The organism is Vampirovibrionales bacterium (assembly GCA_016712355.1).
In the GTDB taxonomy this organism is placed as follows: Bacteria; Cyanobacteriota; Vampirovibrionia; order Vampirovibrionales; family Vampirovibrionaceae; genus JADJRF01.
The window spans coordinates 1,557,592-1,582,771 of the sequence record JADJRF010000005.1 but is presented as its reverse complement, the minus strand read 5'-3'; the positions used below and the strand labels follow the sequence as shown (position 1 = coordinate 1,582,771).

The following is a 25,180-nucleotide window of genomic DNA, read 5'->3' as shown; positions in this document are numbered from 1 at the left end:
GCCATGAAAGCGGCCTCTCCAAGAGCAATCCCGCCGCCTCGGCGCGTGTTGGTGATTCCGCTGAGATTTATTGGCGACACCGTCCTGAGCGTTCCGCTGATACGCGCCCTGCGGCAGGCGTTTCCTGATGCGCGCATTGAGACGATGGCGTCGCGTCTCACGGCGCCCCTGCTAGCGAATTGTCCCTATCTGGACGCCGTTTTTCCAGAGCCTAAAGGCGTCTTAGCATGTGTCTACGCACTAAAAGGGTTTGACACAGTCTTTCTGCTGAGGAAATCCGTCTCGATGGCGTTATTAGCGCGATTAGCAAGCGTCAAAACACTAGTGGGATACGACAAACAGCGATTTCCTCAGCCGATCGGGTATCGCCGATGGGGATGCCTGCTGGATCGCGCGGCGCCTTACCCGTCGTTGCGCACGCAGACCCCGCAAGCAGAGCATCATCTGGGCCTGCTGCGCGCCTGCGGCGTTCAGGCGCGCGATACGACGCTGGCGTTATGGGAATCCGAAGACGATCACGAGTCCATGGCCTCGATTTTGACCGAGCATGGCCTTGAGGAAGCGTTCCAACAAGGGGATAAACTCGCCGCATTTCACGCAAGTAGCGCCTCTCACGGCAAAGCGTTCCCCGCCGAAACGTTTCTGCCCGCGATCGAGGCGCTCTTAAAAGCCGGAATGACAGTCGTTTGCACCGGAACGACCAGCGATCGGGCCTTTTATGACGCCATCGCCGCGCGACTGGAGGAATGCCCGGCCCCTGCCCGCTGGCTCAACCTGGCGGGACAAACGACGCTGGGGCAAAGCATCGCCCTGCTGCGGCGCGCTCATATCCTGCTATCGGTTGATTCCGGTCCGCTTCATCTCGCGGCGGCCGCTCAGACGCCGCGAATTGTGGGCGTATTCGGCCCCACCAATGAACGCCAGTGGGGCGTTTATTCGCCGCACAGCCGGTTTTTTCCCGTGTATGAAGCGCTCCCCTGTCGCCCCTGCTATGCCAAAATCTGCAGTCATAACGCCTGCCGTCTGACGCTGGATCCCGCCCGGGTCAAGCAAGCCGTGCAAAGCGCCCTGGCGGACGAGGCAGGCGCGTCCTAAAAGCCGTACATCTGACGCAAGGCTTCATAGGCGACAATGCCAACAGACGTGGAGAGGTTCAAGCTACGCTCGCCCGGCGTCATAGGGATGCGGAACGTCTGCTCGCTGCGGTCGGCCAGCCAATGAGACGGCAAGCCCTTGTCCTCTGAGCCGAACACCAGCAGGGACTTCGGCTGAAACGCCGCCTGAGTGTAAGGGCGCTGAGCCTTTGAGCTCAAATAAAACGCCTGCCAGTCGGGTTTTTCCTGAAGCACATCGTTAAAATCGTTGACGTGTCGAATCTCCAGGCGCGCCATATAGTCCATTCCGGCGCGCGCCAAGTATTTATCCGAAAGTCGAAATCCCAGATCCCCGACAAGAATCAACTCAAGCCCCGCGCAGACGCATAAACGCGCGATATTTCCCGTGTTTTGCGGGATACGCGGTTCAACGAGAACGACAGCGACGTTAGCTGTAGGCGCGAGGGTCGTACTCGGTAACGTTGAGGACGGATCGGTAGAGAGGGTCATTCAACAGCCGTTCGGTTCCAACCACGACGCACGACAGCGGGTCGTTGGCGATATGCACCGGGACGTCCACTTCGCGCGAGACCAGCTCATCCATGCCATTCAACAGCGCGCCGCCGCCTGCCAGCACAATACCGCGGTCCACAATGTCGGCGGCCAGTTCCGGCGGGGTGATTTCAAGAGTTCCCTTGACGCCTTCAACCAGTTGCATCAGCGTAGGGCGCAGGCACTGGCGAATTTCCGTCGAATGAATGCGCACAGTGTGAGGCAAGCCGGTTTTGAGATTCAAGCCACGGACTTCCATTTCCTCGTCTTCGGCCATTTGCCAGGCAGAACCCAGACGCATCTTGATTTCTTCAGCCGAGCGATCGCCGATAGACAGATCATGCGCATCTTTTAAGTGATGCTGAATGTTTTCGTTAAGCTCATCGCCCGCAATGCGCAGGCTTTTGGAAACGACCAGCCCGTTGAGACTCAACACAGCGATTTCGGTCGTACCGCCGCCGATATCGATAATCATACAGCCCGTAGGCTTTTCAACCGGCATACCCGCGCCAATTGCGGCAGCCATCGGCTCGGCGACAAGATTGACGATACGCGCGCCCGCGTTATAGGCGGCATCACCCACAGCGCGACGTTCCACTTCGGTGACGCCGCTGGGCAACCCGACCACCACGCGACCGGGGCGGCCCCGCACCAAGCCCTTTTCGCCCATTACTTTTTCGATAAACTTGCGCAACAGCACTTCCGCCCACTCGAACTCGGCGATCACGCCATCGCGCAAGGGACGCGTGGCGACAATATGGCTGGGCGTGCGACCAATCATGTCGCGAGCCGCGATGCCGACTTCCAGAACGCGCGGCGGGGCGTAGCTGGTATCGATGGCGACCACAGAAGGCTCGCGGAGCACAACGCCTTTGCTGGCGGTGCAGATAAGCGTGTTGACGGTTCCCAGATCTATCCCTAGGTCGTTGGTGGTTTTTTTACCGCCGAGGTTGAATAACCCCATCTTGGCGTCCAGCATCTCAATCACTGACTGCACAATCCCGGCCCCTAATCTCTCTAGTAATACGGGCGGTTTCACGCAAGGCGCGAACCGTCCCTCAATTATACGGGATTATCCTCAATTCGGGGGGCGATTGCGCAGGAATCCACCAGCCACTGGAGATAGTCCTCGCTGCCTCCGCTGACGGGCAACACGAGGAATTCGGGCGTCTGATAGCTGTGCAGAGAGCGAATCAAGGCTTCCAGGGCGGGGATATGAGTGGCAATGGTTTTGATGACCAGCGCACATTCAGGCGTCTGGTGAATCTCTCCCTGCCAGCGGTAAACCGACAGCGCGCCGCGAGAGAGGTTAACGCAGGCGGCCAGGCCTTGTTCGACGACGGCGCGGGCAATCGAAAGGGCCTGAGGCTCGTCCGGGCAGGTCGAGAGAACGACGCAATAGTCAACGGTCATACTGGAACGCCTTTCTGTTTCACGATCCTATAAGTTTGCATGATAGGGCGCGCGGCGGACGTCATGACTTCAGTTTGAGGGCCCGCGGCGAATGGGGCAAGCAGGCGAAAGGTGCAAAAACTATATAAAGGAATTGCGAGCGGGTTATTAAGATTGCGGCGATGCTCACAGAAGCGGCTGTCAATGCTTGACCGCTTACGGCCCATGGGGTTTAATACAGCCAATGTAAATCGCCGTGTCTTGAGAGGCGGCGATCATCAGCAAGCGTAATGGCGTCTCTTGCAGAGTCATTCATCGGACAGTGAGTAGCCCTGCAAGCGAAACCGTACAGTTCCGTTCAGATTAGCCCGGATTATACGGGAAGGAGAGTTCCTCAATGAAATTCAAATCCCTTTCGATTCTCGCCCTCCTCTTGGCTGTCGCCGCCAGCGTGTCGCTGACCGGTTGCAGCAAGACAGTCAACAACAACCCTGAGCCGGATGCCGTTGACGGTCCTGCTTCCAACACCACCGAAATCAATGTCACCACCCCCTCCGTGACGCCTCCTGCCGCGCCCGAAGTGAACGTGACCGCCCCGGTCGTCACGCCTCCGGCTGCCGAGCCCGTTGCGGAACCGGCGAAAGAACATGGCGACGAGCATAAAGCTGACTAGTTTCAGGTTCTTGAATCAAAAGCCCTTCCCACCCGTGGGGAGGGCTTTTGGCATTCAGGCCCATTATTTCAACACACGCTCAGGCCCGTTTGAAGGCATTCTGCCTCAGCAGGAATCGCCCTCATAAAAGCCGCCATCTCGCGCAAGATTTAGCCCCGCACCAACGCAATACGCGCTGCTGAGAGATCAGGGAATCATCCTGAAGAAAGCCCTATTTTTTCTTCTTTTTAGAGGGCAGGCCGTTGGGGAAGAGTCGATAACCGCCCCCATAAATGGTCTCAATATAGTCTTTATCGGCGGAAGCCTTTTCCAGCTTCGAGCGCAAGTGACGAACGTGGACGCGGATGGTCTCTACGTCATCATCCGGGCTATACCCCCAGACGTCTTGCAGCAGCTTGCCGAGCGAGATGGTTTGCCCGTGATTCTGCACCAGGCAATTCAGGATCTCAAACTCCGTTGGGGTGAGTTTGACGAGCGTTGCGCCGATTTTAATCTCCAGATTTTCAGGCACGAGCGTGAGATCGCCAATCGACAGGATCTCAGGCAGCGCGCCGGCGGCTTGCGGCGTTTCGCCAGAGCGACGCAAGAGGGCGCGCACGCGCACCAGCAGCTCAGGAATCTCAAAGGGCTTGACGAGATAGTCGTCTGCGCCGACGTCAAAGCCTTTTACCTTGTCGTCCAACACGCCCAGGGCGGTCAGCATCAGGACGGGGGTGGCCTCGGTGGCGGGATTCTTGCGAATGCGCTGGCAGACGGTATAGCCGTCGACGCCGGGCATCATGACATCGAGAATCACGAGATGGGGCTGTTCCTGTTGAACCAGCGCAAAGCCTTCGATGCCTTCGGGCGCGGTCTTGACGTCGTGCCCCTGAAGTTCCAGGTTAATGCGCACGAGTTCCAGAATAGCCGGATCATCATCAACAGCGACAATTTTTGCCATGGACGCTTTGCTGCTCCTGTTCTGACGACGCGCGACGACCTGTTGCGCGAGCGGAGGCGGGACAGGTCATCCAGCTTCTATTGTATATCACTTTAGGGATTCCGCCGCCCGTCATCCGCTGGATTTCCCATAGAAGGAGAGGCGCCGTTAGTTATTGGGCAACGCCCCGTCCTGATAGACGCCATCGACTACCGTCGGCGGGGTGGTCCCTGTTTCGCGATCACTGGTCGCGATGCGATCGGCGGTCGCGTGCGTAAAACGAGGCGCCAGATCAATCGTGACGCCTGAGGTGTTAATAGCGGTGGGAATAGTAGCGCCTTTATACTTAATGGCCTTGGGGGAGAGGGTATTATCTTCCCCACTCGCGACATAGAAAATGCTCTGCTGCTGATAGTTTCGGGTTGCGACAGTGTCCACTGCGCCGACGTAGTTCTGTAATCGGGATTTCAGCGCCTTTACTTTTGGGTCGGCGCTCTTGTCAATGTCACTCGCCAGGGAATTATAAGAGGCATTCGTTGCATCTTGTAAATTGTAGAAAACAAGGGGCAGGGACCCACCTGGAGAAGGCTTTACGCCGGTAATCGGATCAGCAAGTAAGGGAATTTTAGACGCTTCGGAACCCGCAAAATTCAGGGTAAGCGCCTGCCTGTCGTCATTGACGCGCGCGGTATTGATAGCGCCTTGAGTCAGACCCAGATTGTGCGCATTGGTCGCGACTTGGCGCAATCGCGCCGAAATTGCGCTATCGCCGCCTTGGGCGTCAAGTTCATCGGCTAAATTCAGGATTTGATCCGCCATGAGGCGCGTTAACACAACATCTCCCCCTTGCGCGCCGGTAGAGTCCTGCGTGTCAGCGCTCGACAAGCCTTGCAGTTTCACCACAATCCGCCCGGAGGCGTCGGTGGCGAGAGAAACTGACCCGGCGCTGGGAGCGCTCACAGAAGACGCCGCGCTCTTTAAAACGGAGGATTGCGTCATCATCGGAACCCCGGCGGGCGCGGCACCTTGCGGGCGGGCGTCCAGCAGCGAGAAGAGCGCATTGGCTTTACTAACATCGCTGTAATGGAATAAGTCCCCCATCGAGCCGCTTAACACAGCGGTCGCCGGAATCGCCGCCAGACCGACCAGCGCCAGAATCAGGGCGTATTCGGGCAGAGACCGGCCATCCACGCGACGCAGCATACTGAACAATCCTTCTTGCCTTGACATGACGACTAGGGGCTTTATCGACCCAGCGGCTCAGAACTTCAGCAACGGCGTCGTAATTGTCACAATCTGTAACGCCCTAATTGGGCAGCGCGCCGTCCTGAAGGCTCGTCGTAGGCGCGGCAGGGGTAGACGTAGCGGGCACGGCGCTCGTCGTCGCCGTGGGGCTGACGCCTGCGGCGGCGGCCTGCTGCGCGGCAGCGATTTTATCCGACGTCACCTGCGTAAACTTGGGCGCAATATCAATGGTAATCCCGGAGGTGTCGACAGTGTAGGAGCCAACACTTCTCGCGGGGGTAATGTTCGGAAATACTGAATCTTTATAATAGCTAGAGAAAGCACTGCTAGGACTATAATTTGGATTTGTTGTCGCCAAGGGAACGTTAACGTTTTGGGCATTGTAAAAAATATTGGGGGCAGTCGTATAATTCAGATTTCCGACACTATCGATTGCCGATGTATACAAACCTAATCTTTGATGGATCGTGCTATCTGCAGGAATGCTACCCAAAAGTGAATTGGAAGCGTCTATCATGGCTTGATGCATTTGAAAATATACTAATGGTAATTGCTTTGAACTAAGGGTAATCTGCCCCGCATTTGGAGGAGCCCCAGTTAGAGGGTTAACAGGGAGAACGGGGAAGGGATAAATATCCGTATTTGTTACTTGTCCAATTGTTAAAACGGCTTTATCGTTGGACTCAATGGCTTTGTTGACGTTTCCCTCCATTTGCGCCAACCCTCGACCTAAAGAAGCCAGATAGGTTAACCTGGAGGCTAAGGAGGGATCAGTCGCGACGACTTCTTCAGCTAAGGCTTGTATTTGATCTGCCATAACATAGCTCATTAAAACACCCCCACCCTGAGCGCCCGTGCTGTCCTCAGAAGTTCCCAAGGGGATACCGTTAATATTGATTTGAAGCTTGCCGGAACTATCTAACTTCATGGAAGCGCTGCCGCCATTTTTTTGGAGATCAGAGAGTGCTTGAGAAAGTCCATTCTGAGCTTGCTGCGTTTGCAGATCATTCATGGAAGAACTAACAGCAGAAGGCGTCGATTTACTATCGAGCAAGGAAAACAATTGACTCGCCTGACTCGAAAGATCACGGGTTAATAAGCTTTGCAGAGATCCACTTAGCAACCCCAATGATGGAATAGCCGCTAATGCTACAAGCCCTGCGAGAAGTGCATATTCAGGAAGTGTCCGTCCTGATGATGGTTTTAAACCCAGCATCCCTATAATTACCATGCAACTCGATTCGCCTCGTCACAAGAATTTCTGCCTCAAGTCCCTATCGACCGCGAGACCATAAACTTTAACCACACTACAATGGCATTTATAATTATTAACACTCTTCACATTTTAAAGGACAGGCATGGTCTTCTTCACGCCTGTCCCCATATTTTAGAGATAAGTCCTTAATTCTGGAGGCAGTGAACAACTACCCCTGAGCCTGATTCTTGTGTAGGAGTCGAGGTTAAGCTCGTAATAGGGGAAGCTGGAACAGTACCTCCCACTAGCGCGTCCAAAAATTGGGGGGGAGGCGGTACAGTTGCCCCTCCGCTAGGCATTCTCTCAGGATTTGATTTGTCCACAGTAAAGACTATATCTTTATTGGTAAGAGTAATATTATCCCAATTCTTAATAAGACCATCTGAGGAAAGAGGGGTTAGATTAAGTACTGTACCTTCGAAGGCATTATTCAGAGTGTAATTAGGCGAACTTGTGTTGAGTTTCGAGACATTTGGGTCAGAAGCAAGCGCAACGAGTGTGCCTTGTGGATCAAATGGGTGGTGGGATTTTTTTAAGTCCGGGTTGGTCCGAGGTTTCATACCAGGAACCGTATAACCTGTTTCCGAAACTTTATACAACGCGGCCCCTACTTTGGGCGCATTCCCTATCGATTGCAGGCCATTGAGCAAAGTATCAAACTTGTTAGCATAACAAACTAGGTCGCCCGGTTTCGGAGCCTCTATTTCCGTCTCTGGTTTAGGCTTGGGCTTTTTGTTCTCATAACGCTGGGCAGTAAATGTATCTTGGGAGGGAGCAAGACCGGGGGCTGTTTGGGCAGCGGCTCCCATCGGCTGGGTGAGAGCAAGAAGCAAGGGAAGCGCAGTAGTATGATGCTTAACTTTCACGATAAAAATCTCCAGATTTTACGTCCATTGAGACGAAAACTCGTGATGAAGCGTCCCACCCGCACCCAAGCTGACGCCCGCGTCGCAAATCGCTAAACGCGGACCTGAATACGATTGTCACTCGGGCTAAAAAGTGGATTGATTGCCCTGCGGCTCTGAAAGACCTCAGGAACGCCAAAAAGACGCAATATTGATATAAAATCCGTATACGAAACACGGCCTTTATACCAGAGGCATGTGTAGCACCCATGCAGGGGCGCTGTCAAGAAAAACCGCGACGCTTGTCAGAGACAAAACGACGTCTGGGACAAGCGCTCCTAAAGCCCGAGGGGCTTACAAAATGGCGCTACTGGGAGTAGCCCTTGCGCTTCAGCTCCAGCTTGATTTTATCGAGGCCGGATTGCACGATGCGCGAGATACGCGAGGGCGAAATGTTAAACTTGTCGCCGATTTCGCGCATCTTCATATTGTGATAGAAACGCGCTTCGATAATTTGCCGCTCGCGGGGAGGGAGCTTGGCGATCGCCTCGCGGACGATGCGGGCCATCTCCTTGAGTTCCGTACGTTCTTCGGGGGTGTAAGACTCATCGCGAATTTCGTGGGGGTTTTCGGCGTCCAGCAGGCTATCGACCGAGAGAATGGTTTCGTAGATCGCCTCGCGGGCCTGAGTTCTTTCGGCTTCGGCGTTGTCAGCGTCTTCGGCGCTGACAACGCCGCCCTCTTCGTCCTTATCCATGGCAACGGTTTTGAGCGAATACCATTTATAGCGGTACCGCAGCTCGTTGCGCACCGCCCACTTAATGGCGGTCGAAAGATAGGTGACGTTAAACTCTGTCTCCGGGTGCGAGGTCAGCAGCACATGGATGGCAATCGCGCCAATATTGACCAACTCGCTCAGGTCGATCAGGTGGTTGGGAAGCCGACTGTACTCTACGCGCGCGACGGTCTCAATCAGACTCACGTAGTCGTGTACTGTCTTTTTGGGCTTTGGGCTGGAGGGCTCCGGCGGGGGAGACGATGCTTTTTTCATGCGGCGCGCGGATATCTTTCGTTCTTCAATGAGCGTACTTCGAGGAGAATAGTCGGACGGCTGGCACGTCGATTCCTCTATTTTACACCGAAGGACGCGGAGCAACGCAGACGCTTACAGAAGTCGCGCAGCGGATGGGCGCTAGGGCTTCGGATCAAACCAGACGCAGGCAAAAGCGTCCGGCGAAAACGTGCGGCCGTGGCGCTGGCAATCGCCCACGCGCTGACCCGGCGCCCAAGCAAATGAAAGGCAGGCGCGGCAACGATTACGACGCCGATCGTATTTCCCTTGACGATTGCGCGTACGGCGGTCAGCGTTGGCGGCGCGACGCTCGCAAGTCGGCGTCTCAAAAGCGGTCTCTTCTTGCGTTTCCAGAGATTCTGGCGCGGTTTCGTCAGCGCTCGACACGAGAAGCGGCTCCCTGCGCTGGGTGAGGGTTATTTACCACAGGCCAGACTGTCTTTCCGCGGGCATTGAGGTAGACAAAGCCCCCTTGCTGGGTTTGAGCGAGCGCCAGTCCGTTTTCGAAATTCCACGCCATGGCATACTGAGGCGAAATTACCCAACGACCGGAACGGTCGATGTATCCCCAGCGATTGTTCTGGCGCGCGGCGGCCAAACCGCCCGAGAAATCGCCGATGCGTTCAAACGCGGGTTCAATCGCCCATTTACCGTTGGGCGAAACCACGCCCCACAAATCTTTAAGCTGGACGCTCGCCAGGCCTTCGCGAAACGCCCGAGCCGACTCGAAGCGCGGCAGAATACGCAATTGTCCCGTCTTGTCGACGTATCCCCATTGATTATCTCGCTGAACAGCGGCCAACGACTCGGAGAACGATCCTGCCCACTGAAATTGAGGCGCAATCACAGTTTTGCCCTCGTGATCCTGGTAGCCCCAGAACGACTTGTCATCGCGAAACGCGATTAACCCCTCATGGAAAGCGTCCTCGGTCCCTTCGGGAGAAATCATTACGCGCGCGCCGAGCGGCGAGACGTAAAACCAGGCCCCGTCTTCGCAAACTTTGGCCACGCCGTCGCTGAACGGAAACGCCTGCTCATAGGCGGGCGGCAGCTTGAAGCGACCCTTCTCGTCGATGAATCCCCAGCGCCCGGCGGGCGGGTTCATGACGGCCGCAAAGCCTTCAGAGAAATCTGTAGCCTGATAAAACCAGGGCTTGACCGCCCAACGCCCTGAAGGCGTCAGGTATCCCCATTTCCCGAGCGATTGCGCGCGGGCAAGGCCGTTGACGAACTTTCCCGCCGCCTGATACTGCGGCGCAATGACCCAACGACCGCGCGCATCGACAAAGCCCCACTGCCCTTCCTGAGAAGCGGGAAACAAGGCAGTTTCAGCGCGGGCGGGCGAAAAGGAAAGGGCAGATCCCAGCATTATCAGCCCAATCACGCTCAAAAGCGGTAGGCCTCTAGTATTTAGCGACGTGCGTAGTGTCATTTTTTCAGCTCAGCGCCTTTCCTGCCAGACAGAGTCCGCTCATGGCGCATTATACTCAAGAGCCGACGGTCGTTGATATCCGCCGGCGGATCACAATTGTCAGCCACAGAGTTTGAACGAAAGGACGTTCTGCAAAAGAGGAGGTTCCCCGGAAACCGTTCGGCATGAATCCGCGAGTAACGAGGAGAAACGGGAGCAACAGAACTGCAGGATACCCCCAGAAGCCTGACAAATAACGTCCTTCTGGGAATACCCTTTCTGGCCTTAGCGCCGAGCGCCCAGCGCGCCTGAAGGCGCAATACGCCGTTTTGCAAGGGGAGAAGGCTCTTGCAGCGCCGAATGAATACTCGCTTTCAGCGCATGTGAGCGAATCAACTTCAGGATTTCGCCGGTCACGTTGAGGGTGCGAATGGGCGGCAACGAGGCTTGATAATTCTCTTGCGCGACAGACAGCGTAGAGGCGGAGATTCTTTCAAAGCCAAAGATAGCGGCTTCAGACAATTGGGGAAGTCGGCGTTTAACGGCGCTCATGAGGATATCTCCTGCTTGGGGGACTTACGACGCATAGAGGGAGAGGGAAAGACCTACTTCTGGAGCAATTGCAGCGTCAATTGCGGAATGCTGTTGGCCTGAGACAGGACGCTGACGGCAGATTGCTGAAGAATCTGGTTCTGAACCAGCGTAGAACTTTCCGACGCAATATCGAGATCGCGAATACGCGAATTGGAAGCCGAGAAGTTCTCAATACCGATCTGTAAGTTATCTATGGCGCTCTGTAATTGGTTTTGCAGCGATCCGATAATTGACATACGGCTTGTCACCGAGTCAATTGCGCTTTGGATACTACCAATGAAAGTCCGAGCATTGGCGCCAGACGACAGATCGGGCGAGGTTCCCGCCACCGGGTCAAAAATGTCATTGAGCGATGCGAAAAGCGCGGCAGCAGAGTTAATCACGCCAATACCCGGCGGTACGGAGTTGCTATCAATACCGGCGTTTTGCAGCGCGGAAGAAATATCAATGGTATTGGTCGCCAGCGTTGTGCCGGGCCCGATTTGCAGGCGGGCGTTAAGGGCGGAGCCATCTAGCAGGTGAATGCCGTTAAACTCGGTCGCTTGAGAGATGCGCTCGATATCTTCGGCAAGCGTACGCACTTCGCGGGCAATGGAATCGCGCTGGCTTTGCGAGTTGGTATCGTTGGCCGCCTGAACCGCGAGTTCTCGCATCCGTTGCAGGTTGTTATTAATAACCCCTAACGACCCTTCGGCAATTTGCAGAATACTGACGCCGTCCTGAGCGTTCTGCAGCGCTTTCTGATTGCCTCGAATCTGCCCGATCAGGGTTTCGGAAATGGTCAATCCCGCCGCATCATCAGACGAACGGTTAATCCGCATCCCGGAAGCAAGACGCTCTAAAGACTTCTGGACATTGCTCGCATTCATCGATAAACGGCGATGGGCGATCAACGATGTCACGTTGGTGTTAATCACAAGAGCCATGGGACGTTCTCCTTAACCCGTTCTCTCCCAAATCCTTTTGGGAAGGGCCATAGCCCCGCTGCTCCGTGCAAAGCGCCCGGGCAGCGGGAGAAGCGTTTTTCCAACCGTCTAAACTTCTATACAAAGGCTATCGGGCGGAGTCGGAAAAACTAAAGACGCCGCTTGATGGAAATCCTCCCAACGCAGGAGAGCGCTCTGCTCAGAAAAGCCCTCGCATTTTTGGGGGACTTCATCGCCCACAAGGCCCTCATGGGCCTATTCGCGTGATACGATAGGATTTTACAGTCGTGTTAAATGGGTTAAAGCAACAGAGGGAGCTGTCGCGCAATGCGCATCGCCATTGTCGGAACCGGATACGTAGGGGTGGTCACCGGCGTCTGCATGGCGGAACTGGGCCATGACGTCCACTGCGTGGATGTCAACGAGTCGCTGATGACGCGCCTGCAGGAAGGCCGAATCGATTTCTACGAAACCGGGCTGGAAGCGCTCCTGAAAACCAATCTTAACGAAAAACGCCTGCGCTTCTCCACCCAAACCCAGGACGCCGTCCAACAGGCGGAGGTTATTTTCTTATGCGTGGGCGCGCATTTCGGCGCCAGCGAGCAGCAAGACATGCGCCCGCTTCAAAATGCAATGAAGGCGATTGCCGCCGCCATGGCAAAATCAACCGGCTACAAACTGATTGTAGAAAAAAGCGCCCTGCCGATCAGCACAGGCGAAGCCCTGCGGCAGATGATTCAGAGTGAATTGCCCGCCGATTGCGCGTGCGACTTTGACATCGCCGCCGTCCCGCAATTTATGCGGGAAGGCGACGCCATTAATGGATTTTTCAAGCCGGATCGCGTCGTCATCGGGGCCGAGGCCCAACGCGCCAAGGAGGTGCTGGTAGGGATTTATTCGCAGCTTAATGCGCCGATTCTCATTACGGATATCAATAGCGCCGAACTGATCAAGCACGCAACCAACGCCTTTTTGGCGATGAAGATCTCTTTTATCAACAGCATGGCGGCGGTATGCGAAAAAACCGGCGCCGACGTCACGCTCGTGGCCAAAGGGCTTGGCATGGACAAGCGCATTATGGGCGATTACCTGAATGCTGGCATTGGCTATGGCGGCATCTTCTTCCCGAAAGATATTCAGTCGCTGCTGAATATTGCGGACAAATATCACCTCAATCTGGATTTGCTCAAGACCACGGAAGTCATCAATCGCTATCAGCGCATCCATTTTGTCGAGCGCATCGAGCGGGCGATTCATGGGCTTTCTAAAAAAACCATCGCGGTCTGGGGACTCGCATTTCGCCCGGACACTGACGATATGCGCGATGCGCCCAGCGTTCAGATTATTCGAGGGTTACAGAATCGCGGCGCGTCCATTCGCGCCTACGACCCCATCGCCATGCCGAAAACCCACGAGTTATTGCCCGACATCCAGTATTGCGATAATCCCTATGAAGCCGCCGACGGAGCCGACGTCATTGCCATCGCCACCGACTGGCCAGAGTTTGCCTATGTGGACTTTCAGCGGCTAAAGGCCCAGAGCGCTTGCCGTACCATTGTGGATGGGCGTAATTTATACGCGCCTGCCAAAATGCAGGCCTTAGGGTATCACTATGTCAGTATTGGCCGTCAGCCCGTCGGCAAAGCCTACGCGCAGGCCCACTAAAAGATGATTTACCCGCCAGCGGGTTCTCCAGTGCGGGTTTTGAGTTTTGAGTCAGGATAAGCGCAATGCCCCAACTCACGCTTGAAACAACCCGAGGCGACTGGGTAGAAAATCGCCACCAGGGCTGGTTTGCTGTTTGCGCCAGCAATGGTCGCGTCTTAGCCGAAAGCGACGGCGCGGGCGCGCAACGGGTGTTTATGCGCTCGGCCGCCAAACCGTTTCAATATCTGGCCATGGCGCAATTGGCTGAACGCGCCGGAAGGCCTCTGGACCTGTCGGCGGAAGAAATTGCCGTGGCGTGCGGTTCTCATTCTGGCAGCCCGGAGCATCTGGCAGTTGTTGAAACAATCCTTTCTCGGACCGATATTTCTCACGACGCATTGGCCTGCGGCCCTGACGCCCCATTAGATCCGCAGGCATTACGGGCGTTTATTTCTTCGAACGCCGAGAAGCGGCCTTGCTATCACAACTGTTCCGGCAAGCATGCGGCGATGGCGCTAACCTGCGTCCGCTGCGGCTGGCCTTTGTCAGGTTATCATCGTCCAGAGCATCCCTTACAACGCGGGATTCTCTCGATATTACAGACGTGGGCCGGCCCGGACGCGCCGATTGATACCGCTCCCGACGGCTGCGGCGCGCCAACGTTTCGCCTGCCTCTCGCCACGGGCGCAAAACTATTCGCATGGTTAGGGCAAGAGACGCAAGCACAAGCAGCGCGCGAGGCCATGACGGCATTTCCCTTACTGGTGAGCGGCGCAGGACGGATTGATGACGCTTTAATGCGCGTCAGCCAAGGCGCTCTGGTCAGCAAAGTCGGGGCGGATGGCGTGATGGGCGTCGCGCGCGTCAGCGCCGATCAAGGACTCTTGCTCAAAATAGCGGATGGTTCGGCGCAGGCCCGCGATTTTGCGACGATTCACCTGCTCGCCCGCCTGGGCTGGCTCACGCCGGAGCAGGTCGCGCATGAGGCGATTTCCCCCTTTGCGACGCGCGCGCGTCTGAACAGTCGGGGCGAGGCGATCGGCGAATTTCACTTACGCGACGAACCTGCCCAACGATATTGACGCCGCCTGTTTTCACCTTATGATAATCACTACGCTGGCGCGCCCTGGAGGCGTCGCTTGCGTCGCGCGCAACAAGCCGGCGTAGCTCAATGGCAGAGCAACGGTTTTGTAAACCGTAGGTTGCGGGTTCGACTCCCATCGCCGGCTGAGATTTTACGGGCAGGTGGCCGAGTGGTTAAAGGCGGCAGACTGTAAATCTGTTCCTTCGGGTACGCTGGTTCGAATCCAGCCCTGCCCACTCTCTTCATTCAGCGAGGCGCGCCTTGCCTTGCTGATGCGAAATATTGCAGCGGCCATTGCTGTAATCAGGGGGGGTACACATGTCACGCCTTGCTCACGCGTCCCTGTTGACGCGTGTAAAGTCGCGGCGCTGACGCAGCACCTCGCTCTTGATTGCAAAACGCCTTTCAGGCAAGATATCGCATCAAATGCGCAGTCAGGCGCGATCAGGCCCATGTGGCGCAGAGGTAGCGCATCCCCTTGGTAAGGGGAAGGTCACGAGTTCAAATCTCGTCATGGGCTTTTCCCTCTTTTTTGTTTGTGTTTCACTGGTGATTCCGCTGGTTTTGCGGCGCGAGTCGAGGATTCCGCTCTCCCGCAAGGCAGGTGAAGGCATCAGTCTTCTCCCGTACGGAGCCCCGCGACGAAAGCCGCTTGATTTTCTCCGTCCCTTTTGGATATATCAATAGGACGATTTCTGACAGACTCGCATTCAGAGCAGCAAAAGAGCAGCGTATAAAAGGAGATCCCCCTCATGGCCCGGCAAAAGTTTGAGCGGAACAAACCGCACGTCAACATCGGCACCATTGGTCACGTAGACCACGGCAAAACGACCTTGACCGCCGCGATTACCGGCGTACTGGCTTCTGTCGGCGGCGCTGAATTCAAGCCTTTCGACGCGATCGACTCCGCCCCTGAAGAAAAGGCGCGCGGGATTACTATCGCCACCGCCCACGTGGAATATCAAACTGCCGAGCGCCACTACGCCCACGTCGATTGCCCCGGCCACGCAGATTACGTGAAGAACATGATTACGGGCGCCGCCCAAATGGATGGCGCGATCCTGGTTATTGCCGCCACCGACGGCCCGATGCCCCAAACCCGCGAACACATCCTGCTGGCCCGCCAGGTCGGCGTGCCCCAGTTGGTTATCTTCCTCAACAAATGCGACGCCGTTGATGACGAAGAGCTGCTGGACCTCGTGGAAATGGAAACCCGCGAACTGCTCAGCAAGTACGAGTTTGACGGCGACAACATCAAGATTGTGCGCGGCTCGGCCCTGAAAGCGCTGGAAAAAGTCATCGCCAATCCCAAAATCGCCAAGGGCGAAGACAAATGGGTGGACAGCATCCATGAATTAATGGCCGCCGTGGATGATCAGATTCCGCTGCCGGAACGTCCGCTGAGCCAGCCCTTCCTGATGCCGATCGAAGATGTCTTCTCGATCACCGGTCGCGGAACGGTCGTCACGGGTCGTATTGAACGCGGCAAGGTCAAAGTCGGCGAAGAAGTCGAGATCGTTGGTTTGGGCGACACCCGCAAAACCATCGTGACCGGCGTCGAAATGTTCCGCAAGTTGCTTGACGAAGGCATGGCGGGCGATAACGTCGGCGCGTTGCTGCGCGGCATCGATAAAAACGATGTTCAGCGCGGTCAGGTGCTGGCGGCTCCCGGCACGATCAAGCCCCACACGAAATTCAAAGCCAACGTCTATGTTCTGACGAAAGAAGAAGGCGGTCGTCACACGCCGTTCTTCGGCAACTATCGCCCTCAGTTCTACGTCCGGACGACCGACGTTACCGGCACCATCCAACTGCCTGCGGGCACGGAAATGGTGATGCCTGGCGACAACATCATGATGGACGTCGAGTTGATCACCCCGGTTGCGATTGAAGCCGGGATGCGCTTCGCCATCCGCGAAGGCGGCCGTACCATCGGTGCGGGCGTGGTCGACACGATCGTCGCCTAAAAAACCCTTTAGGGAGCCTTTCGTTTGCCGGAAGGCTCCCCTTTCCCCTTTATCCCCTCTCCTTTAAACCGCCAATCTGACAGGAAGACCCCACGCTCATGGCAAAGCCCGCCCCGCAACAACAAGATCGCAAAGCCCCCTCTCGTCGGCGCTCTCCCAAAGATCGCGTCCGGATTCGCTTGCAGGCTTATGATCATCGTCTGGTAGACGTTTCCGCCGAGAAAATCATTGACGTGGCCAAAAACGCCAAAGCCCGGGTCGTCGGACCGATTCCGCTGCCGACCTGCCGTCATATCTTCTGCGTACAACGCTCTCCCCATGCGGATAAAAAATCGCGCGAGCATTTTGAATTACGAATTCACGTTCGCCTGATTGACATCCACAGCCCAGGCCCTGAATTTGCCAATCTGCTGAGCCGTCTGGACCTGCCGGCCGGGGTTGATATTCAGGTGCGCTTGTAATACATTGATTCCCCGCTAGGCGCTTCTGGTCGTCGCGCGCTGTCCTCCCGACTCTCGGGCCTAGTCCAGTGAAAAGCCCTCATAAAAGGCCCTGGGAATTTTAACTCCCTCCCTCCCAAGTGTTTCAGGAAGGTTTTGAACGTGTCGCTCCCCGGATTTATCGGTAAAAAACGCGGTATGACGCAAGTCTTCACCTCAGATGGCGCTGCGGTTGCGGTGACAGTGGTGGAAATGCTCCCCACGGTCGTCACCCAGGTTAAAACCGAGCAGACCGACGGTTACAATGCCGTTCAGGTGGGCTGCTGCGAATCGACCGCGAAACATTTGACTCGCCCCCAGCAAGGGCATCTTCAAAAAAACAGCCTGCCTCTCATGCGCCAATTGCGTGAATTCCGCGTGGACGCCCAAGCCGTCAGCGCCTTCACCGTAGGCGATGCGGTCGATCCGTTTGCCGAAGGATCGGTATTGGCTGAGGGGCAAAAGATTGACGTTATCGGTCAATCGATTGGCAAGGGCTTTCAAGGCGGCACCAAGAAATGGCATTTCGGTCGCGGGCCAATGGCCCATGGCTCTAAATCCCACCGCATTCCGGGATCTATTGGCGCAGGCACCACGCCTGGCCGCGTACTTCGCGGCAAGCGCATGGCGCGCCAAATGGGCAACGAGCGCGTCACGGTTAAGGCGCTCACGGTTATCCGATTGCTGCCGGAGCAGAACGTGGTTCTCGTCAAAGGCGCAATTCCCGGCGTGGAAGGCGGTTTAGTTACGCTACGCCAACAAACGCTGGTACGCTAGCGGCAAATCATTTTTTCTGGGCGCGACGATTTCGCGTCTTTTTTCCCTCTCCCCTTATGTTCTAGAAGGCTTCCCAGTTATGTCTGAGACCGCATTAAACGTCTACAGCCCCAGCGGCGAGGTCACCGGCAGCGTGCAGGCGTCCGACGACGTTTTTGGCATTGAGCCGCACAAACATGCCCTGTATCTGGCCCTGCGCCGCGAATTGGCGAACGCCCGCTCCGGGTCGGCGAAAACCAAAACGCGCGCAGAAGTGCGCGGCGGCGGACGCAAACCCTGGAAACAAAAAGGCACGGGTCGCGCTCGCGCCGGCAGTATTCGTTCGCCGTTATGGCGAGGCGGCGGCGTGATTTTCGGACCTCAGCCGCGCGATTTCTCCATTCAATTGCCTAAAAAAGTGCGTCGTCTGGCTTTGCGCTCTTCATTATCGGCAGCGCGCGCCAAATTCCGCGTTCTTAAAGATTTTTCGTTCCTGACGGCGCCCAAGACACGCCAGATGGCTGACCTTCTGAAAAACCTGTCATTAAGCGATCAGCGCGTGCTTATTTTAGCCGACTATCGTCTGGAGCAGAATGCGCATTTGAAGCTGGCAGCGCGCAATCTGCCGCGCGTCATTTTGCGCCTGCCCGCCGATCTCAGCGTGAAGGATCTCCTGCACGCCGACGCCGTACTGGCCGATGAATCGGCCATTCAGGCCATTAACCAGAGGTACGCCGCTCATGTCTAGCCCCGAGCAGTTATACCGGCTTTTAAAACGTCCGGTCATTACTGAAAAGACGACTGTTATGTCTCAACAGAATCAATACGTCTTTGAAGTGGATCGTCGCGCCAACAAAATTGAATTGGGCAAGGCGTTTGAACTGGCCTTTCCGGGGCGCAAGGTTGCGCGCATCCGGCTTATTACGATTCCCGGGACGATTCGTCGGGTGGGACGTCATGCGGGGCGCACGTCGCCGCGTCGCAAGGCGATATTCACCATTTCAGGCGATCCCATTGAACTCTTTGCGGGAGCTTAGTCGTCATGCAACTCAAGAAATTTAAACCTACTTCGCCCGGCGTTCGGGGCATGTCGCAGATCGACGCTTCGGATCTGACGACCAATCAGCCTCACAAGCCGTTGTTGCTGAAAAAGCAGCAGCATTCGGGACGCAATAATTACGGCCGGGTAACCGTACGTCATCGCGGTGGCGGTCATCGCCGCGCTTATCGGATCATCGACTTCAAACGCGATAAATTCGGGATTCCGGGCCGCGTTGCGACGATTGAATACGATCCGAACCGCAACACGCGCATCTCACTGATTCACTATATCGATGGTGAAAAGCGCTATATCCTGACCCCGGAAGGACTGCGCGTTGGCGAAACTATTAATAGCGGCCCCGGCGCCGATATCCGAGTGGGTAACAGCCTCCCCTTAAAAAACATTCCTTTGGGCACCCAGGTTCACAATATTGAGCTGACCCCCGGTCGCGGCGGCCAAATGGCTCGCGCCGCTGGCGCCAGCGCTCAGGTAGTGGCCAAGGAAGGCGCGCATGTAACGCTTCGCCTGCCGAGTTCTGAAATGCGCAAAGTGCTGGAAGGCTGCTATGCCACGATTGGGATCTTAAGCCTGTCTGAACTGAAAAACGTCAATCTGGGCAAAGCCGGACGCAAGCGCTGGATGGGCATTCGCCCGACAGTCCGCGGCTCGGTCATGAACCCGATCGATCACCCGCACGGCGGCGGCGAAGGACGCGCTCCCATCGGCCGCGACGCGCCTGTATCGCCTTGGGGCTGGAAGACGCTGGGTCGTAAAACGCGTAACCCGCGCAAGGCTTCTACCCGCCTGATTGTGCGCCGTCGCAAAAAATAGACGCGCTCGCGCAATTCCTCTTTTTCTGACTCGTTCTCTATTAACAAGTTCTGGTCGTAACGTCCTTCAACACGGAAGTTTTACCCAATGGCACGTTCACTGAAAAAAGGCCCTTTCGTCGATGAGCATCTACTCAAAAAAGTAGAGGCGGCGCAGGAAACCGGCGATAAAAAGCCGATCCGCACCTGGTCGCGACGCTCGATGATTCTGCCCAAAATGATTGGGCTGGCCATTGCCGTCCACAACGGCAAAAGCCATGTACCGGTGTTTATCACCGACAACATGATTGGCCATCGACTGGGTGAATTCGCGCCGACGCGGATGTTCCGCGGCCATGCGGGCACCGACAAAAAGGCCAAACGCTAGTTTCCCGACGATTAAAATAACGAGACGCCACACCAATGACGCAAGAAGTCGCTTCACAACAACGCAATATCATCATGACGGTGCGCAAGCTCCGTCGGATTATGGACGCCATTCGCGGCAAACGCGTGCCCGAAGCCTACGCAATGCTGCGCTTGATGCCGTATCGCGCCGCCGACGTGGTGCTGAAGAATCTGGTTGCCGCGTCTCATAACGCCGAAGTGAAGTACAACGTAACGCCGGATCGCTTACGCATCAGCGAAGCCCTTGCAGATGACGGCAAAATTATGGTCCGCTACAAACCGCGCGCCCAAGGCCGCATTTATCGCCGAGAAAAGCGCACCTCTCGCCTGACCCTACGCGTTCAGGTCGTTGAGCCGGTCGCCGCAAAGTAAGCAGGAGAACGCCACAGCGCCATGGGACAAAAAGTTCACCCTAAAAGCATTCGTCTGGGCATCGTCGCAGACTGGGAAAGCGGCTGGTTTGCCGCCCACCATGCGGAGTATGCCCGCTGCGTCAAAGAAGATGACGCTATCCGCAAGGCGCTCAAAGCCAAGCTGAAAAATGCCTCCGTAGCGCGCATCGAGATTGATCGCAAAGCGCAACGCCTGATCATTCGCGTGATTACCGGCCGCCCCGGGATGGTCGTGGGCCGTGGCGGCCAGGGCCTTGAAGAGCTGCGCAAGTTCCTCTCCGCCAAAATTGACCGCAAAATGAATGACATCCGCCTGGATGTGATGGAAGTCGCGCGGGTTGACGCAGAATCTCAATTGATTGCCGAATCCATTGCCCAACAGCTGGAAAAACGCGTGGCGTTCCGTCGCGCGATGAAGCAGTCGATGCAACGCGCCATGCGCTCTGGCGTTAAGGGCATTAAAGTGATGGTCGCCGGTCGTCTCGGCGGCGCTGAAATTGCCCGCACCGAATGGGCAAAGGAAGGTCGGATTCCGCTGCATACCTTCCGCGCAGATATCGATTACGGCTTTGCCGAGGCGATGACGGTTTTCGGCATCATCGGCGTTAAAGTCTGGGTATTTAAAGGCGAAGTCTTGCCGGGCGAGAAAGCCTCCGTGAACATCAAGCCGCGTGGCGGCGGCGGAGACGGCGAAGGCGGCGGTTCGCCCCAAGGTCTGCAAGGCGCTGGGCGTCGTGGCGGTCCGGGCGGCGGCGGCGGCGCTCCCGGTGGACGAGGACGCCGTGGTCCAGGCGGTCCTGGCGGTGGATCCCCTGACGCGGCCGGCGGTCGCGGTCGACGCGGCGGTCGTGGTCGCGGCCCAGGCGAAGTTCGGGTCGTTCGGCCTGCAGGCGCGTCTGATGCGCCTGAGACGCCTCCTTCTGCACCCAGTCCTGATTCAACTTCTTCTCCTCAGGAGTCTTAACTCATGTTAATGCCCAAACGCACCAAATATCGCAAGCAGATGCGCGGTCGGATGACCGGCCATGAAACGCGCGGCACCGAAATTAACTTCGGCGAATTCGCCTTAATTACCCAGGATCCCGCATGGCTGACCAGTCGTCAGATTGAAGCCGCCCGGCGCGCAATGACCCGCAGCATCAAGCGCGGCGGTAAAATCTGGATTCGTATTTTTCCTGACAAACCCGTCACTAAAAAGCCTGCTGAAACCCGTATGGGAAGCGGCAAGGGAAGTCAGGAATACTGGGTTGCCGTGGTCAAGCCGGGCCGTATTCTCTTTGAAATGGAAGGCGTCTCGCGCGCTGTCGCCGTTCGCGCCTTGGAACTGGCAGCCCAAAAACTGCCGGTGCGCACAAAAATTCTGTGCAAAGAAGATCTGACAAACGTCGCAGAATCGGGAGTCACCGAATCATGAGCATTGCGGAATTACGCGAAATGTCGGCTGAAGAGCTGAATCGCGCGTTGGCGGAAGCCGGTCGCGAGTTATTTGAAATGCGCTTCAAAAAGGCGCAGGCGCAACTGGAAAATCCTGCGAGACTGCGCGGGATGCGCCACCGCATCGCCCAGATTAAAACCGTACAGCGCGAACAGGCTGTCGCAGGAGGTAACCAGTAATCCCCATGCCCAAGAAGGAAAAAGTGGGTCACGTCGTCTCCAACAAGATGGAAAAAACCATCGTGGTTGCGGTGGAAGAACAACAACCCCACCCTAAGTACGGGAAATACCAACGCAAAACCACTAAATTCAAAGCGCATGACGAAGCCAACGCCTGTCATCCTGGCGACAAGGTGCGTATTGTCGAGTGTCGCCCGCTTAGCCGCGAAAAAACCTGGACGCTCAAGGAAATTCTTGAACGTTCGCAAGACCTGTAACGCTTCCCTGTAAGGATTTTCTCCCCATGATTCAGAACGAGACCATTCTACAAGTAGCCGACAACTCCGGCGCACAGGAGTTACTGGTCATTTGCGTCCTTAAAAAAGGCGCTCGTACGGCTGGCATCGGCGATAAAGTGACGGCAGTCGTCAAGAAAGCGCAGCCAGGCGGTCAGGTCAAAAAATCCGATATCGTCTCGGCGGTGATTGTTCGCACGACATTTAAACTGCGTCGTCTGGACGGCTCGGTGATCTCTTTTGACGAAAACGCCGCCGTCATCATCAAAAAAGATGGCAACCCCGTTGGCACTCGCGTTTTCGGACCGATTGCCCGCGAACTGCGTGACAAAGGCTATATGAAAATCGTATCGCTCGCTCCCGAGGTGCTATAACGCCCTCTTGTTTTCCTGATTTTTGAATTTCCCGACGACTGGAGACGTTCCCCCATGGCTCAAATGAGCGCCCGCCGTAGCCGCAAGCGGCTGAACCCGATTGAGAAATGCGTGATTAAACGCGGCGATACCGTGATGGTGATCACCGGCAAGGACAAAGGTAAAACCGGCGTGGTGAAACGCGTCTTTCTGGATCGCGCCAAAGTGTTGGTAGAAGGCCTGAATATCATTCGCAAGGCCGTGCGTCCCAACCCGATGGCCGGTTTGCGCGGCGGCATTGTTGAGATGGAAGCCCCGCTGCACTTGTCTAACGTAATGGTGTACGATCTCAAGTCTTCCCAGCCGACGCGCGTTCGACGCGAACCGCTTTCCACTCCCGCCGGAAAAGCCAAGCGCGTGCGCGTTTCCAAAAAATCCGGCGAGCAACTTGACGACTAGCGTCGTTTTTAGTTCAGTTGAATCCCTCCAACCCGAAGAGACCCCCTTTCCATGGCTTCCCCCAAATCGCTAAAAGACAGATACCTTAAGGATATCGTCCCCGCCCTCATGAAAGATCAGGGCTATACGAACGCGCTTCAGGTTCCGCGCGTCCAGAAGGTTGTGATTAATATCGGCGTGGGCGACGGCGCACAGAACGTCAAAATTCTGGATGCCGCCGTGCGCGACTTAACCGCTATCACGGGCCAAAAGCCGGTGGTCACGCGCGCCAAAAAATCCGTCGCCGGTTTTAAAGTGCGCGAAGGCATGCCCATCGGCCTTAAAGTGACGCTGCGCGGCGATCGGATGTACTATTTTCTCGCCAAGCTCAATGGCGTCGCCCTGCCGCGCGTACGTGACTTCCGCGGCCTGAGCGATAAAGGCTTCGACGGCCGGGGCAATTACAATATCGGCTTGCGCGATCAGTTAATTTTCCCCGAAATTAACTATGACAAAGTAGAAAAAGTGCGCGGGATGAACATCACCATTTGCACCAGCGCCCGCACGGATATGGAAGCCAGAGCATTACTGGCTGCCATCGGAACGCCTTTCAAACGCAGTAAAACGGAGGCGGCCCCGGTCGCCGCCGCGTCCTAAACAGGAGACGGTTTCTCGTGGCAAAACTCTCAATGATCAACAAGGAAGAAACCCGCCGCAAGCTGGCCGCTCAAGGCAAGTTTCCGCGCGTCAAACTTCATAACCGTTGCGGGTTGTGCGGTCGTCCCCGCGCGTATTATCGTCAATTTGGCCTGTGCCGCCTGTGCCTGCGCAAGCTGGCCTCTGAAGGCAAGTTGCCCGGCGTTTTCAAGGCGAGCTGGTAACGTCCTCTTCTCATTGAACGTCTTCCCCAACCCCATAGGATCTCTCCCATATGCATTCCGATCCCGTCGCCGATTATCTGACGCGCCTTCGTAACGCCGCTGGCGCAGGTCACGCGTCGGTCGAAATGAACGCGACCCGTTTGCTGGTCAGCCTCAGCCAATTATTGCTGGCTGAAGGGTATATCCGCAGCTTTGAAGTGCTGGAAGATCGCGAGAACCCCAAACGCGGTCATCGTCGTTTGCGGGTCAACCTCAAATACGACGTCGAAGGCTACCCGGTGATTCGCAAAATCAAGCGCGTCAGCCGTCCAGGCTTGCGCGTCTACTTTGGCTCACGCAATCTGCCGCGCGTTCTCAACGGCGCAGGCGTCGCGGTGGTCAGCACTAACAAAGGCCTGCTGACCGATCGCGAAGCGCGCAAGCGCAACGTCGGCGGCGAGTTGCTCTGTACCTTGTACTAACCCCAACCGAAGGTTGTAACAACGCATCATGTCGCGAATTGGAAAAGCCCCGATTGAAATCCCCGATAAAGTGGACGTCGTTGTAGACGGCCAGACCGTGCGCGTCAAGGGGCCGCTGGGCGAGTTAAGCTGGACGTTTCGTTCAGAGGTCGCTATCGAACGCGAGGGCAATACCCTGCAAGTGGTTCGCTCCGAAGAAACGCGTCAAGCGCGTTCGTTACACGGCCTGAGCCGGACGTTGCTCAGCAATATGGTCGTGGGCGTGAGCCAGGGTTTTGAGCGTCGTCTGGAAATCGTCGGCGTGGGCTACCGGGCTCAGGTTCAGGGCAATAAATTAACGCTGGCGCTGGGCTACAGCCACCCGGTGGAATTTGAGTTCCCCAAGCACATGCAAGTGGCCGTTGAGGCGAACACCAAGGTTTCCATCAAAGGCCCTGATAAACAAGAAGTGGGCGATTTCGCCGCTGCCGTTCGCGCCAAGCGTCCGCCGGAACCTTACAAAGGCAAAGGCGTCCGGTATGCAGGCGAGATGGTTCGCCGTAAAGCCGGTAAATCTGGTAAAAAATAACCCGCGCTGAGGCGCATGACTCGCTTTA

At 56.3% G+C, this 25,180-nt stretch carries 34 protein-coding genes and 3 tRNA genes; 25 read left to right on the top strand and 12 right to left on the bottom strand.

The genetic code is table 11. The features are described 5' to 3' along the window. The first annotated feature begins 3 nt into the window (after positions 1 to 3). Complete coding sequence (locus IPK79_08740) at positions 4 to 1,095, top strand: glycosyltransferase family 9 protein (protein ID MBK8190519.1); 1,092 nt, start codon at positions 4 to 6, stop codon at positions 1,093 to 1,095. Here the strand turns inward: IPK79_08740 and IPK79_08735 are convergent. From IPK79_08735 to IPK79_08725, 3 genes are all read right to left on the bottom strand, one after another. Further along, a complete protein-coding gene (locus IPK79_08735) occupies positions 1,092 to 1,604 on the bottom strand; it encodes a tRNA (cytidine(34)-2'-O)-methyltransferase (GenBank protein ID MBK8190518.1) in 513 nt (170 codons plus the stop codon). The genes IPK79_08740 and IPK79_08735 overlap by 4 nt on opposite strands. Then, the gene (locus tag IPK79_08730) at positions 1,543 to 2,610 is read right to left on the bottom strand and encodes a rod shape-determining protein (protein ID MBK8190517.1); all 1,068 of its coding nucleotides are present in this window, start codon (positions 2,608 to 2,610) and stop codon (positions 1,543 to 1,545) included. Before IPK79_08730 ends, IPK79_08735 begins: the two co-directional genes overlap by 62 nt. A gap of 98 nt (positions 2,611 to 2,708) precedes the next feature. Continuing rightward, on the bottom strand, positions 2,709 to 3,059 hold the full coding sequence (locus IPK79_08725; protein ID MBK8190516.1) for a divalent-cation tolerance protein CutA: 351 nt from the start codon (positions 3,057 to 3,059) through the stop codon (positions 2,709 to 2,711). Between the two features lie 376 nt (positions 3,060 to 3,435). Between IPK79_08725 and IPK79_08720 the strand changes: the two genes are divergently transcribed. Continuing rightward, on the top strand, positions 3,436 to 3,711 hold the full coding sequence (locus tag IPK79_08720) for a hypothetical protein (GenBank protein ID MBK8190515.1): 276 nt from the start codon (positions 3,436 to 3,438) through the stop codon (positions 3,709 to 3,711). Positions 3,712 to 3,922: 211 nt separating this feature from the next. On the opposite strand, the gene IPK79_08715 is transcribed toward IPK79_08720, so the two are convergent. The 9 genes from IPK79_08715 to IPK79_08675 all read right to left on the bottom strand — a co-directional run bounded on the left by IPK79_08715 (position 3,923) and on the right by IPK79_08675 (position 11,978). After that, on the bottom strand, positions 3,923 to 4,651 hold the full coding sequence (locus IPK79_08715; GenBank protein MBK8190514.1) for a response regulator transcription factor: 729 nt from the start codon (positions 4,649 to 4,651) through the stop codon (positions 3,923 to 3,925). 147 nt (positions 4,652 to 4,798) lie between these two features. Then, the gene (locus IPK79_08710) at positions 4,799 to 5,833 is read right to left on the bottom strand and encodes a hypothetical protein (GenBank protein MBK8190513.1); all 1,035 of its coding nucleotides are present in this window, start codon (positions 5,831 to 5,833) and stop codon (positions 4,799 to 4,801) included. Positions 5,834 to 5,936: 103 nt separating this feature from the next. Beyond that, complete coding sequence (locus tag IPK79_08705; GenBank protein ID MBK8190512.1) at positions 5,937 to 7,106, bottom strand: hypothetical protein; 1,170 nt, start codon at positions 7,104 to 7,106, stop codon at positions 5,937 to 5,939. Between the two features lie 170 nt (positions 7,107 to 7,276). After that, positions 7,277 to 7,996: a hypothetical protein gene (locus tag IPK79_08700; GenBank protein ID MBK8190511.1), complete on the bottom strand. Its 720-nt coding sequence runs from the start codon at positions 7,994 to 7,996 to the stop codon at positions 7,277 to 7,279. A 346-nt stretch (positions 7,997 to 8,342) separates the two neighbouring features. Further along, positions 8,343 to 9,026: a sigma-70 family RNA polymerase sigma factor gene (locus tag IPK79_08695; protein MBK8190510.1), complete on the bottom strand. Its 684-nt coding sequence runs from the start codon at positions 9,024 to 9,026 to the stop codon at positions 8,343 to 8,345. A 141-nt stretch (positions 9,027 to 9,167) separates the two neighbouring features. Beyond that, positions 9,168 to 9,434 carry a hypothetical protein gene (locus IPK79_08690; protein MBK8190509.1) on the bottom strand — a complete coding sequence of 89 codons (267 nt, stop codon included), beginning with the start codon at positions 9,432 to 9,434 and terminating at the stop codon, positions 9,168 to 9,170. Then, positions 9,421 to 10,416 (bottom strand): WG repeat-containing protein, encoded by a 996-nt coding sequence (locus tag IPK79_08685; protein MBK8190508.1) that lies wholly within the window; start codon positions 10,414 to 10,416, stop codon positions 9,421 to 9,423. The genes IPK79_08690 and IPK79_08685 overlap by 14 nt, the downstream gene beginning before the upstream one ends. 327 nt (positions 10,417 to 10,743) lie before the next feature. Next, the gene (locus IPK79_08680) at positions 10,744 to 11,010 is read right to left on the bottom strand and encodes a hypothetical protein (GenBank protein MBK8190507.1); all 267 of its coding nucleotides are present in this window, start codon (positions 11,008 to 11,010) and stop codon (positions 10,744 to 10,746) included. A gap of 53 nt (positions 11,011 to 11,063) precedes the next feature. Further along, positions 11,064 to 11,978 (bottom strand): flagellin FliC, encoded by a 915-nt coding sequence (locus IPK79_08675; protein MBK8190506.1) that lies wholly within the window; start codon positions 11,976 to 11,978, stop codon positions 11,064 to 11,066. Positions 11,979 to 12,305: 327 nt separating this feature from the next. Here IPK79_08675 and IPK79_08670 point away from each other — a divergent pair, with 327 nt between their 5' ends. The 23 genes from IPK79_08670 (at position 12,306) to rplF (ending at position 25,152) form a co-directional block, all read left to right on the top strand. Further along, positions 12,306 to 13,643 (top strand): UDP-glucose/GDP-mannose dehydrogenase family protein, encoded by a 1,338-nt coding sequence (locus IPK79_08670; GenBank protein MBK8190505.1) that lies wholly within the window; start codon positions 12,306 to 12,308, stop codon positions 13,641 to 13,643. A 65-nt stretch (positions 13,644 to 13,708) separates the two neighbouring features. Continuing rightward, a complete protein-coding gene (locus IPK79_08665) occupies positions 13,709 to 14,707 on the top strand; it encodes an asparaginase (GenBank protein MBK8190504.1) in 999 nt (332 codons plus the stop codon). Between the two features lie 75 nt (positions 14,708 to 14,782). Beyond that, positions 14,783 to 14,854, top strand: a tRNA-Thr gene (locus IPK79_08660). A 10-nt stretch (positions 14,855 to 14,864) separates the two neighbouring features. Next, a tRNA-Tyr gene (locus IPK79_08655) sits at positions 14,865 to 14,945 on the top strand. A 212-nt stretch (positions 14,946 to 15,157) separates the two neighbouring features. Then, a tRNA-Thr gene (locus tag IPK79_08650) sits at positions 15,158 to 15,229 on the top strand. A 232-nt stretch (positions 15,230 to 15,461) separates the two neighbouring features. After that, positions 15,462 to 16,676 carry an elongation factor Tu gene (tuf, locus tag IPK79_08645; GenBank protein ID MBK8190503.1) on the top strand — a complete coding sequence of 405 codons (1,215 nt, stop codon included), beginning with the start codon at positions 15,462 to 15,464 and terminating at the stop codon, positions 16,674 to 16,676. Positions 16,677 to 16,774: 98 nt separating this feature from the next. Beyond that, complete coding sequence (gene rpsJ, locus IPK79_08640) at positions 16,775 to 17,137, top strand: 30S ribosomal protein S10 (protein ID MBK8190502.1); 363 nt, start codon at positions 16,775 to 16,777, stop codon at positions 17,135 to 17,137. A gap of 141 nt (positions 17,138 to 17,278) precedes the next feature. After that, positions 17,279 to 17,932: a 50S ribosomal protein L3 gene (rplC, locus tag IPK79_08635; GenBank protein ID MBK8190501.1), complete on the top strand. Its 654-nt coding sequence runs from the start codon at positions 17,279 to 17,281 to the stop codon at positions 17,930 to 17,932. A gap of 79 nt (positions 17,933 to 18,011) precedes the next feature. Continuing rightward, complete coding sequence (gene rplD / locus IPK79_08630; protein MBK8190500.1) at positions 18,012 to 18,659, top strand: 50S ribosomal protein L4; 648 nt, start codon at positions 18,012 to 18,014, stop codon at positions 18,657 to 18,659. Further along, positions 18,652 to 18,948: a 50S ribosomal protein L23 gene (locus IPK79_08625; protein MBK8190499.1), complete on the top strand. Its 297-nt coding sequence runs from the start codon at positions 18,652 to 18,654 to the stop codon at positions 18,946 to 18,948. Before rplD ends, IPK79_08625 begins: the two co-directional genes overlap by 8 nt. 5 nt (positions 18,949 to 18,953) lie before the next feature. After that, a complete protein-coding gene (gene rplB / locus IPK79_08620) occupies positions 18,954 to 19,784 on the top strand; it encodes a 50S ribosomal protein L2 (protein ID MBK8190498.1) in 831 nt (276 codons plus the stop codon). Positions 19,785 to 19,871: 87 nt separating this feature from the next. After that, the gene (gene rpsS / locus IPK79_08615) at positions 19,872 to 20,150 is read left to right on the top strand and encodes a 30S ribosomal protein S19 (GenBank protein MBK8190497.1); all 279 of its coding nucleotides are present in this window, start codon (positions 19,872 to 19,874) and stop codon (positions 20,148 to 20,150) included. A gap of 35 nt (positions 20,151 to 20,185) precedes the next feature. Next, complete coding sequence (gene rplV / locus IPK79_08610) at positions 20,186 to 20,542, top strand: 50S ribosomal protein L22 (protein MBK8190496.1); 357 nt, start codon at positions 20,186 to 20,188, stop codon at positions 20,540 to 20,542. A 21-nt stretch (positions 20,543 to 20,563) separates the two neighbouring features. Next, positions 20,564 to 21,526 carry a 30S ribosomal protein S3 gene (gene rpsC / locus IPK79_08605; protein MBK8190495.1) on the top strand — a complete coding sequence of 321 codons (963 nt, stop codon included), beginning with the start codon at positions 20,564 to 20,566 and terminating at the stop codon, positions 21,524 to 21,526. 3 nt (positions 21,527 to 21,529) lie between these two features. Beyond that, positions 21,530 to 21,976 (top strand): 50S ribosomal protein L16, encoded by a 447-nt coding sequence (gene rplP / locus IPK79_08600; GenBank protein ID MBK8190494.1) that lies wholly within the window; start codon positions 21,530 to 21,532, stop codon positions 21,974 to 21,976. Beyond that, positions 21,973 to 22,176 carry a 50S ribosomal protein L29 gene (gene rpmC, locus IPK79_08595; protein MBK8190493.1) on the top strand — a complete coding sequence of 68 codons (204 nt, stop codon included), beginning with the start codon at positions 21,973 to 21,975 and terminating at the stop codon, positions 22,174 to 22,176. Before rplP ends, rpmC begins: the two co-directional genes overlap by 4 nt. A 5-nt stretch (positions 22,177 to 22,181) precedes the next feature. After that, complete coding sequence (gene rpsQ, locus IPK79_08590) at positions 22,182 to 22,433, top strand: 30S ribosomal protein S17 (GenBank protein MBK8190492.1); 252 nt, start codon at positions 22,182 to 22,184, stop codon at positions 22,431 to 22,433. 26 nt (positions 22,434 to 22,459) lie between these two features. Continuing rightward, positions 22,460 to 22,825 carry a 50S ribosomal protein L14 gene (gene rplN / locus IPK79_08585; protein MBK8190491.1) on the top strand — a complete coding sequence of 122 codons (366 nt, stop codon included), beginning with the start codon at positions 22,460 to 22,462 and terminating at the stop codon, positions 22,823 to 22,825. A gap of 63 nt (positions 22,826 to 22,888) precedes the next feature. Next, the gene (gene rplX / locus IPK79_08580; protein MBK8190490.1) at positions 22,889 to 23,263 is read left to right on the top strand and encodes a 50S ribosomal protein L24; all 375 of its coding nucleotides are present in this window, start codon (positions 22,889 to 22,891) and stop codon (positions 23,261 to 23,263) included. Between the two features lie 51 nt (positions 23,264 to 23,314). After that, positions 23,315 to 23,899 carry a 50S ribosomal protein L5 gene (gene rplE, locus IPK79_08575; protein ID MBK8190489.1) on the top strand — a complete coding sequence of 195 codons (585 nt, stop codon included), beginning with the start codon at positions 23,315 to 23,317 and terminating at the stop codon, positions 23,897 to 23,899. A 32-nt stretch (positions 23,900 to 23,931) separates the two neighbouring features. Then, positions 23,932 to 24,123 (top strand): type Z 30S ribosomal protein S14, encoded by a 192-nt coding sequence (locus IPK79_08570; protein MBK8190488.1) that lies wholly within the window; start codon positions 23,932 to 23,934, stop codon positions 24,121 to 24,123. Between the two features lie 50 nt (positions 24,124 to 24,173). Further along, positions 24,174 to 24,584, top strand: coding sequence for a 30S ribosomal protein S8 (rpsH, locus tag IPK79_08565; GenBank protein ID MBK8190487.1), 411 nt, complete (start codon positions 24,174 to 24,176; stop codon positions 24,582 to 24,584). Between the two features lie 28 nt (positions 24,585 to 24,612). Further along, positions 24,613 to 25,152 (top strand): 50S ribosomal protein L6, encoded by a 540-nt coding sequence (gene rplF / locus IPK79_08560; protein MBK8190486.1) that lies wholly within the window; start codon positions 24,613 to 24,615, stop codon positions 25,150 to 25,152. Positions 25,153 to 25,180 lie beyond the last annotated feature (28 nt).